Source organism: Thalassobacillus sp. CUG 92003, from assembly GCF_013618635.1.
In the GTDB taxonomy this organism is placed as follows: Bacteria; Bacillota; Bacilli; order Bacillales; family Halobacillaceae; genus CUG-92003.
In genome coordinates, this window is record NZ_JABLSJ010000008.1 from 130,862 (window position 1) to 145,950 (window position 15,089).

Annotated in this window: 16 protein-coding genes; 2 read left to right on the forward strand and 14 right to left on the reverse strand. The window is 44.0% G+C overall.

Going from position 1 to position 15,089, the window contains the following annotated elements; genetic code table 11:
- Positions 1 to 132 precede the first annotated feature (132 nt).
- From HOP45_RS13450 to HOP45_RS13485, 8 genes are all read right to left on the reverse strand, one after another.
- A complete protein-coding gene (locus HOP45_RS13450) occupies positions 133 to 813 on the reverse strand; it encodes a metal-dependent hydrolase (protein ID WP_181349842.1) in 681 nt (226 codons plus the stop codon).
- Between the two features lie 35 nt (positions 814 to 848).
- Positions 849 to 2,399, reverse strand: coding sequence for a polyamine aminopropyltransferase (locus tag HOP45_RS13455; protein ID WP_181349844.1), 1,551 nt, complete (start codon positions 2,397 to 2,399; stop codon positions 849 to 851).
- A gap of 156 nt (positions 2,400 to 2,555) precedes the next feature.
- On the reverse strand, positions 2,556 to 2,951 hold the full coding sequence (locus HOP45_RS13460; protein WP_181349845.1) for a DUF350 domain-containing protein: 396 nt from the start codon (positions 2,949 to 2,951) through the stop codon (positions 2,556 to 2,558).
- Positions 2,952 to 2,969: 18 nt separating this feature from the next.
- A complete protein-coding gene (locus tag HOP45_RS13465) occupies positions 2,970 to 3,638 on the reverse strand; it encodes a DUF4247 domain-containing protein (RefSeq protein ID WP_181349847.1) in 669 nt (222 codons plus the stop codon).
- Positions 3,639 to 3,715: 77 nt separating this feature from the next.
- Positions 3,716 to 4,387, reverse strand: a complete 672-nt coding sequence (locus HOP45_RS13470; protein WP_181349849.1) for a PspA/IM30 family protein — start codon at positions 4,385 to 4,387, stop codon at positions 3,716 to 3,718.
- Between the two features lie 14 nt (positions 4,388 to 4,401).
- Positions 4,402 to 4,914: a DUF4178 domain-containing protein gene (locus HOP45_RS13475; RefSeq protein WP_181349851.1), complete on the reverse strand. Its 513-nt coding sequence runs from the start codon at positions 4,912 to 4,914 to the stop codon at positions 4,402 to 4,404.
- Positions 4,915 to 5,099: 185 nt separating this feature from the next.
- On the reverse strand, positions 5,100 to 6,218 hold the full coding sequence (gene ald, locus HOP45_RS13480) for an alanine dehydrogenase (RefSeq protein WP_181349852.1): 1,119 nt from the start codon (positions 6,216 to 6,218) through the stop codon (positions 5,100 to 5,102).
- A gap of 170 nt (positions 6,219 to 6,388) precedes the next feature.
- Positions 6,389 to 7,147 carry an SDR family oxidoreductase gene (locus HOP45_RS13485; RefSeq protein WP_181349855.1) on the reverse strand — a complete coding sequence of 253 codons (759 nt, stop codon included), beginning with the start codon at positions 7,145 to 7,147 and terminating at the stop codon, positions 6,389 to 6,391.
- A gap of 293 nt (positions 7,148 to 7,440) precedes the next feature.
- On the opposite strand from HOP45_RS13485, the gene HOP45_RS13490 reads away from it, so the two are divergent.
- The gene (locus tag HOP45_RS13490) at positions 7,441 to 7,881 is read left to right on the forward strand and encodes a universal stress protein (RefSeq protein WP_181349856.1); all 441 of its coding nucleotides are present in this window, start codon (positions 7,441 to 7,443) and stop codon (positions 7,879 to 7,881) included.
- 79 nt (positions 7,882 to 7,960) lie between these two features.
- On the opposite strand, the gene HOP45_RS13495 is transcribed toward HOP45_RS13490, so the two are convergent.
- From HOP45_RS13495 to tpx, 5 genes are all read right to left on the reverse strand, one after another.
- Positions 7,961 to 8,494, reverse strand: a complete 534-nt coding sequence (locus HOP45_RS13495; RefSeq protein WP_181349858.1) for a MogA/MoaB family molybdenum cofactor biosynthesis protein — start codon at positions 8,492 to 8,494, stop codon at positions 7,961 to 7,963.
- A gap of 2 nt (positions 8,495 to 8,496) precedes the next feature.
- Positions 8,497 to 9,318 (reverse strand): EcsC family protein, encoded by an 822-nt coding sequence (locus HOP45_RS13500; RefSeq protein ID WP_181349860.1) that lies wholly within the window; start codon positions 9,316 to 9,318, stop codon positions 8,497 to 8,499.
- A 193-nt stretch (positions 9,319 to 9,511) separates the two neighbouring features.
- Entirely contained in the window at positions 9,512 to 10,699 is a 1,188-nt protein-coding gene (locus tag HOP45_RS13505; protein ID WP_181349862.1) for an acetate kinase, read from the reverse strand.
- 126 nt (positions 10,700 to 10,825) lie between these two features.
- Positions 10,826 to 11,809, reverse strand: coding sequence for a class I SAM-dependent methyltransferase (locus HOP45_RS13510; protein WP_181349864.1), 984 nt, complete (start codon positions 11,807 to 11,809; stop codon positions 10,826 to 10,828).
- 150 nt (positions 11,810 to 11,959) lie between these two features.
- Positions 11,960 to 12,466, reverse strand: a complete 507-nt coding sequence (tpx, locus tag HOP45_RS13515) for a thiol peroxidase (RefSeq protein WP_181349865.1) — start codon at positions 12,464 to 12,466, stop codon at positions 11,960 to 11,962.
- A gap of 173 nt (positions 12,467 to 12,639) precedes the next feature.
- Between tpx and HOP45_RS13520 the strand changes: the two genes are divergently transcribed.
- Positions 12,640 to 13,443, forward strand: a complete 804-nt coding sequence (locus HOP45_RS13520; protein ID WP_181349867.1) for an NAD kinase — start codon at positions 12,640 to 12,642, stop codon at positions 13,441 to 13,443.
- 52 nt (positions 13,444 to 13,495) lie between these two features.
- Here the strand turns inward: HOP45_RS13520 and HOP45_RS13525 are convergent, their stop codons facing one another.
- The gene (locus HOP45_RS13525) at positions 13,496 to 15,085 is read right to left on the reverse strand and encodes an amidohydrolase (RefSeq protein ID WP_181349869.1); all 1,590 of its coding nucleotides are present in this window, start codon (positions 15,083 to 15,085) and stop codon (positions 13,496 to 13,498) included.
- Between the last annotated feature and the right edge of the window lie 4 nt (positions 15,086 to 15,089).

Genomic DNA, 15,089 nt, shown 5'->3' on the forward strand with positions numbered 1-15,089 from the left:
GCAGGAAAGCGAGTTATTTCCCAGCCAACCCAAACGATTTTGAATCTGAGTCTACCATTAGAGGAGTTTTATGTACGATATATCAGAGCAAAGCCCCTCTTCCGTGAATCGGATGAGGGGCTAAAGTGGTTCTTATAAGGATATTGATTCGCCAGGCTCTAACGCTTTGCCGATACCAGGCTCCACCTGACGAGCAAAAGCTTGTCCATCCTGGTTGATTAAATCAAATGTGTTGTAATGGATAGGAACGACCTGTTTAGCTTTTGTCCATCTTGCAGCGACCAATGCATCCTCTGGTCCCATCGTGAAGTTATCACCAATCGGAAGAAAAGCAACATCGATTTTATTCATTTCACCAATCAATTTCAAATCGGAGAATAAGCCTGTATCACCCGCGTGATAAATCGTTTTGCCATCAATCGTCAGCAAAATCCCGGCTGGCATCCCGGTATAAACGATATTGCCATCTTCTTCTGTGTACGCTGAACCGTGAAAAGCCTGGGTAAGCTTGACCGTGCCAAAATCAAACGTGTGGGAACCGCCAACGTGCATAGGATGCGCATTCAAATCCTGATTTCCTAGGTACGTGGCCAACTCAAATGGGGCAACAATTTGCGCACCTGAACGTCTAGCAATAGCAAATGTGTCACCTACGTGATCGTTATGACCATGTGTGAGCAGTATCACATCGGGATTTTCATCCTCCGCTTTCAAATCCGTGTTCCCGTTATCCGAAATAAAGGGATCAATTAAAATCGTCTTGCCATTTGCTTCGACTTTTACAACAGAATGTCCATGATACGTTACGTTCATTTGATCAACTCCTTGATTATAGATGTGATCGTCCCCTAATAATTCCTCCAGGCGGCTTCATACTTCTGAATCAAATGAGGGTCGATCAACGTGTTGGGCTTTAAGGGAACCTGTTCCCCTTCATCATTTGTAATTTCCCTATCTTCATCTTTTCCAAACACCGTTAACGAAGGAAGCATGGATTCCTTTAAAAATTCCGTAGACACGTTGATGTCCAAATCTTCAACCGCGATTTTGTTGCGACTGGCAAATACAAAGCCCCAGTTCCCGAAGCTGGGAATGTCCACATGAAAGTTCTCTGTATGAAGCCCTGTCGATTCTATCGTTTCATTGATTGTCCAATAAACTTCTGTTGCAAAAACTGGGCTGGTTGCCTGAGCCATGAGGGCACCGTCAGGAGAAAGATGATTTCGCACTAGAGAATAGAATTCCTTCGTATATAATTTATTCAAGCTTTCATTATTCGGATCTGGAAGATCAAGCAGAATGACATCATAGAAATCATCACTGTTTTCCAGGAATTTAAATGCGTCCTTATGCTCGACGGATACTTTGTCATCGGTTAATGACCCCTCATTCAATTCCAATAAATGAGGATTTTCATTCGCTAATTCAGTAACAGCTGGATCGAGATCAACGAGCTTGATCGATTTAAGAGACGGGTACTTCAATAATTCCCTTGCAGCCAGCCCGTCTCCCCCTCCCAGAATGAGTGCATGTTCTGGATCGGGAACAAACCCCATCGGGGGATGGACAAGGGTTTCATGGTAACGGTATTCATCCGTTGAACTGAATTGCAAAGATCCATTTAAATATAACCGCACATCATCCTCGTCTTTCGTAACGGCAATCCGCTGATAAGCTGACTCCTCCATATGTAGCACAGGATCTTTATACAGCTTTTGTTCAAACGAGAATGCCATTTCTTCACCGAAAAATAAACCCGCTACAAGCAGGATGCCGATCGTTAAACCTGCCATGACATGTCGTTTGATGTGCTGAATTTCTTTACGAAAAAGATACAATACGCCTAAAGCAACAGCGAGATTAATACAAGCGACAAAAAAAGCACTTTTTACCATGCCCATTTGCGGTCTAAGTAAAAAGGCGAATAATAACCCGCCAATTAATCCTCCCGCATAATCTGAAAACAATACGCGTGCGGTACTTCTGTTTAATTCAACTCCGATTTCATTAGCCTTGCGGATCAATATAGGCAGCTCTAACCCTGTTAAAGCTCCGATTGTAAAGGTAACCATATACAAGAAAAGGGCATCAGAGCCGGATGGGGCAAAGGCCGTAATTCCGAACATGGTGAAACTGGAAAATCCTCCAATTAAGGCTACCATGTATTCAATCCATATGAAGGTGGTAATCAACTGTTTCATGACGTTTTCGCTTAAACTTGCCCCAATGCCCATCCCCGTCAAAAAGAGACTGATGGTAAGGGTATATTGTTTGACGCCGTCCCCTAATATGTAGGAACCGAGTGCCCCGAACAAAACCTCAAATATAATACCGCAAATTGATACAATGCCAGAAGCCCAATATATCGCATGACTTCTTTTAACCATTTCGTTTTTCATGCTGATCACTCCAGCTCATGTTCAGAAGCGAAAGACTTACCCGACATCGTCAGGCATGCCGCCGCTTAAATAATTCTAATTACCTGTTTGCTTATGAAAGGTGATACGAGATAAAAATCCCTGGAAGTCATCCAGGGATTTCGAAAATGAAACATATCAGGTAATCGACGCACCAATGACTAGCCCTAGTCCAATCGAGACACCTGCTGAAATAATGCCGACAGCCAGATTATTCTCCTTCAGCATTGTTTCTACCGAAAATTTTCGCGTCAGCACTTCAAAAATGCCGTAGGCTGCCATTTGCAAGACAAGTCCATACACTCCCCAAATGACCGTATCCCAGATGGTGAAGCTGTGATAGATAGCGAATGAAAGTACAATACAGATCCCTATGATTTTTCCTGCAATCGACAAAGCGACTGCCTGGTTTTGGTCTCTTACTTCTTCCCAGTCTTTATACTGTTTCGTAATATTTTCAAAAATCACCAACCCAATGACAACTACAATGATGGCTAATATAAAATAAACGAAAGTCGCAATAAATGGACCCATTCTATCTCCTCCTCTTCTTTATTTTCCTGAACCAGGACCTCCGCCGCGATTAGAAGACCCTCTGAATGAACCTGTGCCCTGACCTCCGTACATGGTATAACCGCCATAGCACCCTGAGTTGTTACGACAGCTACTTCGACGCCGCTCAGCCCAGTCATTGGAATTCAGCATGCGGTTAAGCATTGCGTATGCAAACATGCCTTGAAAAAAGCCAGGTGAATAATGATTACGCACAAATTCATCATTGGCCAATTCAATCAAAACGAGATTCGGTTCTTCATCGCTTTCCTTTACTGTAACAAAGTGATCATCATAAATGAGAACTTGTTTATCATCAACTCTTTCGCCGACTTCTTCCGGCGTAATTTTTCCGCTTAATTCATCAATAACTTCCGGCAGGGTGAGTTTCCGTGTCATATATATTTTCGCCTGCTGGTTATCCCGCTTGACTGTATCCAGCAGAGGAAACTCCGCTTCGATCAAGTCATCAATCGATGCAGCATCGGATTCTTCAATTGACGATAAAATTTCGCTACGGTCTGGCTCATCAGGAAGTTCTTCGTATGTAGCTTCTGATTGGGATCCGGTCATACCCTTCATTAAACTTTGGGCACCACCGCCAAATGCATTAATAAGCAGGAATAGTGCAATTGCACCGAGTGCTAGCATGCCGACCAAATCTCTCATATGCGACCTCCTTTCCCAAAACAAATGATAATGCCCGGCTGATAACCGGGCATTACACTAGCTTACAACCCAAAATATTAAGATTTACCCATTTTTTTCTTTAACTCAGAAAGTTCGTCATCGACTCCGCTCTTCTTATCAAGATCTTCAAATTCATCATCGAGTGAGCGGCTGGCTTGTGACATGTCTTCACTGGTTTCTGCTTCAGCTTCATGCTGCATGACCTTCTCTTCCATTCTCTCGAACCCTTGCCGCGATTCGTCGCCGCCGATATTCGACATCGTACGGTTCATTTTCGTACGTGTTTGGGCTGATTCTGCGCGGGCTTTCAGGGAGTCTTTTTTCAATTTCATTTCTTGGTATTCTTTTTTCATTTCATCGAGCTTCGAGCGTAAATTTTGGGAGTCCGCCTCTGCTCTCTCATACGATTCTTTTAACTGTGAAGCTTGGTCCGCATGGTTGTTCTTATCTTCAAGCGCTCGACGTGCCAAGTCTTCATTACCACTCTCGATTGCTTGCTCCGCTTGGCTCTGGCGTTTTTCAACGAGAGCTTGTGCATCATCATACTTACGCTTCAACATTTTTTCGTTCGCGACCTGCTTCGCTACAGCAGTCTCTGCTTCACGAATATCATTTTCCATGTCACGCATGAATTGATCGAGCATCTTTACAGGATCTTCGGCTTTATCCAGCATCGCATTCAATTCTGAACCTACTACCGTCTTAACACGTTTAAATAGTTTAAACATTTATATTCCTCCTTTTATTTTGAAGCAGCAATAATTTTTATTTCGTATGATTCGATGTCACGTCCGTGACTGACCTCCACTTCACTTCCCCATGCTTCAGCACTTAAATAAGCATTTTCTTCTTCTGACAGATAATCCGCATAAGGTAAGACATCCCCGCTGAGATTGGAACTTCTTCCTTCCCCTCGCACCCGTGCTTCTCCTTCTTCATCCTTATGAAAAGTGGTCCCTTCATAATCGATCGTTTTGGGAAACGGGCGTGAAACAGGAAGATTCACTTTTTCGTACACTCCTAATTCTAACGCATCATCCATCTCTGCTGAAAGCCATATGGATTTATCCCCCTCCAGTAATTGATAAGCATACCACTCATAGGAGCCATCGCGGTATGTGATTTTACCAACAACTTCGTAATCCACAAGGTCGAACGTCACGATATCTCCTATTCTAATATTCAATGGGGTTCGTTCTTCAATATCTGGTGTCTTATTTTGTTTGTTTCCGAATAGTTTCGAAAAAATCCCCATATCCTCACCTCGCTTTGATTAAATGTTCTTATCTTTATGTACGAATGAGTTAAACGTATGTTTCACTTTTTTTTGAGATTTTGTTAAATCACTCACAAAAGCGTTATATAGGAACGAGCAGCCGTTTAACATCGCAACAAACTTAAGAAAAAGCAGTGCTTTTTTCTTAAGCACTGCTTGACTCATTACTTTTGGAGCAATTCTTTGGCGCTGGCATATTCCAAGCCATGAGCTTCAGCCACAGCTTGATAGGTCACATATCCTTCAAGTGTGTTGAGTCCTTTAAACAAATGATGGTTATCCTGACACGCTTGCTTATACCCTTTATTCGCAAGCTGAAGCGCATAGGGAACCGTTACATTCGTTAACCCGATAGTGGAGGTCCTCGGTACATTTCCAGGCATGTTCGCTACAGCATAATGGAGCACGCCATGCTTTTCATATGTCGGATTATCATGCGTGGTAATGCGATCGGTGGTTTCAAAAATACCGCCTTGATCAATTGCCACATCAACGATAACCGACCCTTCTTTCATCGCTTTTACGACATCTTCAGATACGAGTTTCGGCGCTTTAGCACCTGGAATCAAGACCGCTCCTACAACGAGATCGGACTCCTCCAGGGCTTCTTGAATATTTAACGGATTAGACATTAAGGTGTTAATTTCCGAGCCAAAAATGTCGTCCAATTGCCGCAACCGTTCAGGATTCAGATCGATGATGGTCACATCAGCTCCTAGTCCTAACGCGATTTTCGCCGCATTCGTTCCGACGACACCGCCGCCGATCACTGTAACACGTCCGCGACGTACACCTGGAATGCCACCTAACAGAATCCCTTTGCCCCCGTAGGATTTTTCTAAAAACTGCGCTCCGATTTGTGTAGCCATCCTTCCTGCTACTTCACTCATCGGTGTGAGCAGCGGAAGGGAGCCATTATCAAGCTGGACGGTCTCATAGGCGATAGCAACGACCTGGTTATCGATCAATGCTTTCGTTAATTCAGGTTCAGGAGCAAGGTGAAGATAAGTAAATAATATAAGTCCTTGATAAAAGTAAGAATATTCTTCTGGCAATGGCTCCTTAACCTTCATGACCATTTCTTTATTCCAGGCTTCTGATGCCGAATAGACAATGACAGCTCCAGCCTCTTCGTACTGGCTATCTGTAAAGCTAGAGCCCGCTCCTGCTCCACTTTCAACAAAAACCTCATGTCCTGCATGTGTCAATGATATAACGCCTGCCGGTGTCATGGCGACCCGATTTTCGTTATTTTTTATTTCAGTAGGTACACCAATTTTCAAGATCTCTACCTCCCATTCCATAAGTCGGGACCTATTCCCTAATTACGATTCAACTATACCATCAATTTTTTACTGTTGGTAGTTTCAATTTTTTGAAAGCCCTTACATTGTATCAAACTCACTTCATTAATTCACGCTTTCCTTCAAATTCAGAAAATTGCAGTAATAGCTTATCTGTAGCGATGGATGACGTCGATCCCGCCGGTCGCTTCATAGACTGCCCCCGTAATCATATCCGAATCCTCTTGGCACAGAAATTCGATGAGACGAGCGATGTCTTCTCCGGTTCCTGAACGACCGACTGGTGTTGCTGGATCCGGTTGCTGCTTACTTTCACTAATCGACGCTTCTTTCATCTCTCCTGCTATGCTGCCTGGGCATATCATGTTGGATGTGACCCCATGCTCTGCTTCTTCAAAAGCAATTGTTTTCGTTAAAGACACTAGCCCGACCTTCGCTGCTGCAAAAGCTGACCGATAGAGCCAGCCTGAGGCAGCCCCGGCACCCTGGAACCCGTAATTGATAATCCTGCCAAACTGTTGGTCTCGCATATATGGAATGACGTGTTTAAATAAGTGAAAAGCAGCATCTAAGTTTCCCCGGATCATCTCATCCCACTCAGCTGTTGTATAATCCGCCAGCTTTTTACGTTCGAACACATAAGGGCCGGCATTGTTTATTAAGTAATCGACGCGGCCATATCGTTCGATCGTTTCCTGAACCAGTTTTACAAGATCAGAAGAATGTGTGACATCCGCTTGAACAAGGTGTAGTCTCCCTTCCAGGTGAGCATTCTCTTGGAGAAGTTTTTCTGCTTGCTGGTCATCATTTCGATACGTAGCGGTAACAGTGCAGCCTTGATTTAAAAATTGTTCGGTTACTTTTTTTCCTAGTCCTTTCGTTCCTGCCGTGATGATTGCATGACGCATGCGAGCAAGACCTCCTTCGTATTCCCCTATTTTGATAAGATATGTAAGTGAATGCCCTTTCTACTTTACTACAAACAGCAGATTGTGTTCACGTTCAAAGGTTTGCATCTTGTCTAATTTGATCCGATTCTAATATAGAAGAGCATTGTGATGGCAGGGTAACCCAAAATGGTATCAACCACTAGTATTGAACATAGTCATTATTAATGAACGTGTTTTCACACAGGACACAGGGTTTGTACGCCGCTCATTCATGGTATAATGGAAGTAACTTTAGGAAGGGGGCATCAGTGATGGAATTTGAATATAAACACATCGTGGTTGCAGTTGATGGATCGAACGCAGCAGAATTCGCTTTTAACAAAGCGATTGATATTGCTAGAAGGAACAATGCCCAATTGATTTTATCCCATGTAGTTGATACCCGCGCTTTTGCTACCGTCGAAGCCTATGATCGTTCGCTGGCTATGCAAGCTGAAACATACGCCACCGAACTTCTGAACGACTATCAAGAAAAGGCAAAAAAAGAAGGGGTTCAGGATGTCGTCATTGATGTCGAATATGGCTCCCCTAAAGTGAAAATCGGGAAAGAGGTGGCGCCCAAATATAACGCGGATCTGATCATTTGCGGCGCTACAGGATTAAACGCTGTTGAGCGCTTCTTCATCGGGAGTGTATCTGAACATATCACACGTTATGCGCCATGCGATGTGCTCGTGGTGCGTGCATCATAAAGTGTTACGATTATACGCGTATTAATTATAGATGATCGACCGTTTGTTTCATAAGGAAGCGTAAGGCTAATGAGCAGCCTTACGCTTCCTTTTCATTCTCAGGCAGATCTTTTTGTGTTTCCCTCACCACATGAGCCATTTCCGGAAGAATGAGCTTGTCCATCGCCAGTTTCACAGCCCCGCTTGAACCTGGTGTTGAAAAGATGACAGTGTTTCGGGTGATGCCGGCTAGCGCCCTTGATAAAATAGCAGAACTCCCTATGTCCTCTGTGTAGCTGAGCATACGAAAGATTTCGCCAAAACCGGGCAGTTCTTTATCAAGCAGCGATTGTACAACCTCAATGGTAACATCCCGTTCCGCTACGCCAGTCCCGCCGTTTGTCAGAATTACATCGACTTCCGTCTGGCGACTGGCCACTTGCACAGCTTCCCGGATGGTTTCTTTTTCATCTTTGACTACTTGGTGATCCACGACTGTATACCCTGAATCGGTCAGTTTTTCATGCATGAGGTGGCCGCTTTTATCCGTTTTCAAAGTGCGCGTATCACTGACTGTTATTATGTGACACCTAACATGCTCGGGTGCTTGCTGTTTATGCTCGTGCACGGACAACGTTATTCTCCTTTCTCCAAAATGTAACGGTATTGATAAAATCTCAAAGAAAATTCAGTGACTTGACGGGTCAGCTGGTAATTGAACACAGCGCCAATCCCCATGCTGATAATCGGCAAGCTTTGAAAAATTTTCCGGCGAAACATTAAGATGAACATCGATTTTATCGCTTGCTTTAACGGCTGATCAAGCCATGATTCGTCAGTTATTTCTTCGGCTCCTTCATAAATATACGCATGCGATTGCTGCTCGATTTCCCTAACTAATCCTTCCCACGCTGCAGCCTGTAAGCGCTTCGGCAGCGTAGCAGCATGGAAGAGTTTCAAGGAGAGCATCATTTCAAATGGCCGATTCATTTCATGACCGAATGATAATCCGATTAACTGGACCACCCGCAAGTTCATGATCAACATCAAGGGGAAATCGATACCAAGCAGCAGCAATCCACCGCTTCCTGTAATCCCCCCTTGAGCGAAGGCATATAGCTTCCCTTTAGCTACTTGCTGCTCCGCTATGTAGGTTAATTGATCGATTGATAGCGTCTTCATGTCTTCAATTTTTTCAATATTGGTATTGAATATACTTCCCGTATTCAGCAAACGCAGACGTGCTTCTTTTTGATAAGCTGTTCCTTGCAAGAAGGCATGGCTATGGAATAGCCAATTATCAATTTTGGAAAAAAATTTTGCTTTCACACCAGGGTTGATTGCGCGAAATGATTCTTTGATCCAATCGTCATATATCATTTCAAAATCATTGGGTTCATACGCACTGTACTGCAGTTGCCACGCTTGAATATCTTTTAAGACCCGCTCGCAGCTCATGCTGTATCCCTCCCCTTCATGGTATTAATACCAGTGTATCCTTATTATAACAAAAGCAAAACCTCTGTACTGACTTATTTTTCACCTAAGATACTATATGATGAAGACATAAAAAAAGCGACCCTCCTTCTTGTCCCCATTTCGTAACAAAAAGAAAGCCGCTTACTCATACACTTATACATTTCCAAGCTTGCTACAGTCCTTTTTCTACCGTATCACGGGCGATCATGACTTCCTCATTCGTCGGAATAATCATGACTTTGACCGGAGAATGCGGATAACTGATGAAGGCTTCTTTTCCGCGCACTTTATTCAACGACGGATCCCAGTAGACGCCCATAAATTCCAACCCTTTCAAAACGCGTTCCCGGATGGCCGTACTATTTTCGCCGACACCGGCAGTAAAGATTATGGCATCAATGCCGTGCATACGCGCTGCATAAGACCCGATATACTTGTGGATGCGATTGGCAAATACTTCCAAAGCAAGCTCGGCTCTTTCCTCACCTTGGGAAGCGTGATCCTCTATATCGCGAAGGTCACTGGAAAAGCCGGAGAGCGCTAACATGCCGCTTTCTTTATTCAAAACGTTCATCACTTCATTAGCTGTTTTGCCGGTCTTATCCATGATATAAGGGATAAGAGCAGGGTCGATGTTGCCTGATCTTGTCCCCATTGTCACGCCAGCCAGAGGTGTGAAGCCCATTGACGTATCTATGGAACGACCACCTTCGATAGCCGCGATACTTGCACCGTTCCCTAAGTGGCAGGATAACAGCCGCAAATGTTCAACGGGGCGCTCCAATAATTCAGCCGCTCGTTCTGACACGTACTTGTGGGATGTGCCATGAAACCCATACTTCCGGATCCCGTACTTTTCGTAATACTCATAAGGTAAACTGTACAGATACGATTGCTCAGGCATCGTCTGATGAAAAGCCGTATCAAAAACGGCCACGTGAGGGACATGGGGCAGCACGTCCTGGAAAGCGCGGATGCCGGTTAAATTGGCGGGATTATGCAATGGAGCCAGTTCAGATACTTGGTCTATTTCGGCAATGACCTGCTCATCGATAAGCACAGACTCGCTGAATCGCTCACCACCATGAACGACACGATGACCGACACCGTCGATTTCCTCTAAAGACTGGATGATGCCGGTAGACGTTAATTTATCGACCAGGAGACGCACAGCTTCAGCATGATCCTCAATATCCGTTACCGTTTTATCTTTTTCTTCATTGATTTCTATAGTGAAAACGGACTTAGGGAGACCGATCCGTTCAACCAACCCTTTTGTCACGACGGTTTCTTCTGGCATTTCGATCAATTGGAACTTCAAAGATGAACTGCCAGCATTGATGGCTAATATATTATTCAACGTTATTCATCCCCTTATTATAGGTTCGTGATTTCACCATTACTATTTAACCACCCGTTTGCCGCGATTTCAACATAGAAAGAAAATGGAATCGTTTACGTCACGTATTTGTTATTTTCACACAACTTACTTATGATGCTGATCGAACCATTGATTAATTTGTGCGAGCACATCGGCCATAGCATTATGATTTTTAAACGATGGTAAGGTTGCCAACAGCGCCTGCTGCGGGGTCTTGGTGTTTTCCCCTTTTTTCTGGAGAATGAGAATACTTTTAGCGTGCTTTTCTTGTTTAAATAACGATTTTGGAAGCTGGAGCATGCCGACAATATGCGCGTGCTCTCGTAAATAGGCATTCAATTGTTTCGACTGGTCACTGTCAAACAGGAAGTTCGGCACCATAAACATCAGGTAACCTCCTGCTTTTGTATAGGTCAAACCTTGTTCGATAAATAAGTGATGAGAATAAGAATGCCCTTCCTCTGCGGCTAACTCATACTGAGAGGCTTGGAGATCATCAGGGTAATAACCGACAGGTAAATCAGCTACGACAAAATCGACGGGTTCCATGAGAAAGGCACCGAGACTATCCTGATGGAAAAACTCAATTTCATTCTTTTGCAGGTTAGCATTGGCTAAGGCTAGTCGAATTAAGGTTTCATCCACATCACTGCCATAAGCCTTCACATTATGAGAGAGCTGGTTCATCACAGACGTAAGGAGGTTAGCGCTCCCGCAAGCCGGATCGAACATGGTCAACTCTTCTTGATTTTCAAATAACTTTGACGTCAAATATCCCATAAACATTGCCACAGCGTCCGGCGTAATGAGATGCTGTTGCTGAGTGGCATCCTTCATGCCTTTTAAGATGACCAGTTGAATCGCTTTTCGTGTTTCCTCCTTCTTATACTGAGCCAGATCGACTTCAGACAAAAGTTTCTCCACGTTCTGATGCAGCAGTTCTTCTGAATCTTCAAAAGGTTGTTGGTGAAAAAGGATGTCCATCGCATCAACGACAGCCTCTAAATACGTCTTATCGTTGTGATGTTCTATCGTGCTAGCCAATTCATCGATTTTTTCATATAAAAATTCCACGTTATTCTGATCCATGTTGTGCCTCCTCGTTTCCTTGTGTGCCACATAAGAAAAGGACGCACTTTTCCTAGTCAAAATGCGTCACTTTGTATCTCTTTCATTAACGGGAAAGAACCAAATTATTCACTTACACAAAATATAACGGATTTTACCCCCGACTTCAAGTTACGGTGTCTCCAAATTTTGGACTGCTTTTACTGCGGAATCGTAATCAGGGTGAGAAGTTGCTTCCTGGACGTATTCAACATACTGGATGATATCATGCGTATCTACCACAAAGACAGCGCGTGCAAGTAACCGCATCTCCTTCATCAAAACACCGTAAGCCCGGCCGAACGAAGCATCGCGATGATCAGACAACGGGTCTACAATTTGTGCCCCAGCTGATCCGCACCAGCGTTTTTGAGCAAACGGCAGGTCCATGCTTAACGTCAGCACTTTAACATCTTCCATCGTATTAAATTCTTCATTAAATCGCCGCGTTTGCGAATCACAGACTGACGTGTCCAGAGAAGGGACGACACTGAGCAACTTCACTTTTCCTTCATAGTCTGCTAATGTCACTTCTGATAGATCCGTCGCTAATACATTAAAGTCTGGCGCTTCATCTCCGACGTTCAACGGCTCTCCTTCTATGCTTACCGGTTTCTGTTTAAACGTAATAGCTGTCATTTTGTTTATTCCTCCAGTCATGATGCCATGTTATTTTCCAGTATGAAGGCTAGCGGCGTCTATTGTCTAATTTTGACGGTTATACGCGTGCGAAAGGGGGTTCACCCTACTCATTTCACAAGGTAAATGATAGGATGATAGTACACCTTCAGAAACAAAAGGAGAGAGCCACTATGACCGATGAGCGCCGTAATTTATTTTTCTACTATTCACCTAGTGAAGAACTTGATCAGAAACTGCAACCCCTCATTGACCTGGCGAAAGATAACCATTTTAATGTAGTGGAAGAAAGCAAACAGGCCAACATCATCATTGCTGTCGGAGGAGATGGGACGTTTCTTCAAGCTGTAAGAAAAACGGGATTCCGCCAAGACTGCCTTTACGTTGGCGTAAGACAGGAGAATGAGGCAGGCTTATATTGCGATTTCAATCTTGACCAATATGACCATATGGTCGATTCCATGCTTAATGCTGAGCTGGAAGTCCGTCGTTTTCCTATTATAGAAGCGACCGTTAACAATGAAGCGACCTACTATTGCCTAAATGAATGCAGTGTGCGCTCCACCTTGATCAAATCGATCGATATTGATGTTTATATAGACGAGCTTCATTTTGAACAGTTCAGAGGTGACGGTTTGATTGTCGCTACACCTACAGGGAGCACCGGCTATAATAAGTCAACAAATGGAGCGGTGATCGATCCTAAGCTTCCATGCTTCCAAGTTAGCGAACTTGCATCATTAAACAATAATCGCTACCGGACATTAGGCTCCTCATTTGTCTTGAGCGGCCAACGCCAGCTGTCTTTGAAAGTCAAACAAGATGGCAATGACTACCCGTTGATAGGAATGGACAACGAAGCTTATTCCATTCGTAATATCAGAGAAGTGAATATCGCGTTAAGTGATAAAGTCGTCAAAACAGTCAAACTTAAAAATAACACCTATTGGGATCGCGTTAAGCGTACCTTCCTCTAAATTAAAAGCTGACTTATCAAAACTTTTTTGATAAGTCAGCTTTTTTCAAGCATTATAGCCGATTATACATAACATCCCCGTCAACGATAGTTGTGGACACGACTGCATCAGCAAGCTCATGGCTATTCAACGTGAATAAATCCCGATCAAGCACAGTAAAATCAGCAACAAAGCCAGGTGCAATTTGACCCCGTTCGAGCTCATACCCAATGGCATAAGCACTCCCCTTCGTATATAACGCCACAGCTTCATAGATGGATAACTGTTCTTCTTCCTGGTATATTTTTTGATCTGGTCCAGCTCTCCGCTCCACCGCCGCTCTCATGCCAAGCAATGGATTGATCTCTTCAATAGGGGCATCTGAACCACCAGCACAAGCTAAACCAGCATCAATCATTGTTTTCCAACTGTAGGAGTGCTTAAGTCGTGATCTGCCGATACGCTCCATGACCCACGGGAAATCGGATGCCACAAAAGCAGGCTGGATATCAAATATGATCGGCCTGTTTTTAAGAGGACTCATAAATTCTGGAGGGAAAATTTGAGCATGGATAATCCGGTCTCGCTCACCCGTTGTTAATGGAAACTGATGAACGGCTTTTAATGAAGCTTTCAGAGCTTGGTCCCCGATCGCATGAATCGCTACGGGCATACGGTGATGACGCGCCTGTTGAACCAACGATGTAAATTTATGCTCATCATGAATGGCCACGCCGAAATGACCGGGTTGATCTGAATAAGCTTCCCTCAACCATGCAGTTCTCCCTCCAATAGCTCCATCAGCGAATATTTTCATGGCTCCTAACTCAACAAACTCTGTACCTTGTTTGTAGCCCAGCCCTTCCTTCACCATATCATCTACAACTTCGTGATGAACGAGTAGATGCGCGCGAAATTTGCACGCCTTACCATCTATAACATGCGTGAAAGCATCATACGTCTGTTTAAACCCGCCATAATAATTCAAATCTTCTGTATGGCCCCCCGTCAAACCATTTTGATACATATTCTGGAGGGCAAGTTCAGTAGCATGCGTTAAGTAATCAAAGGTGGCAGGAGGCATAGCCTGCTTTATAAGTTCTTGTGCTTTTTCATGAAAATAGCCGTTTACGCGTCCAGACTCATCTTTTACAATCACCCCTCCATAAGGGTCATGCGTTGAATCATCAACACCAGCTAGCTGAATAGCTTTCGAATTCGCTAATAACGCATGGCGGCAAACTCGTGACAACATGATGGGATGAGCCTGACTGATTTCGTCCAATTCATCACGATGGATGATACGCGGGTCCTCCCACTGATTTTCATTCCACCCTTCGCCAATGATCCATTGCCCATCAGGCAGTTGCGCGGCATGTTGTTTCAATGCCTGAATGACTTCTTCAGCTGATTTCATAAATGATAAATCAAGTCTGATCAGCCGTTCCCCGTGACCAATAATGTGGAGGTGGCTGTCTACAAATCCCGGGTACATCACGTGCCCTTTTAAGTCGTATTCTTCTTCGATTTCTTCTTTGTATGTGTCATATAAGTCTTGGGTCTCTCCACTTGCAATTACCCGTCCATCTCTGACTACAATGGCCTCAACCCAGTCCCCTTCTTGGATCATCGTATAGATTTTGCCCCCATACCATAATTTCATCACA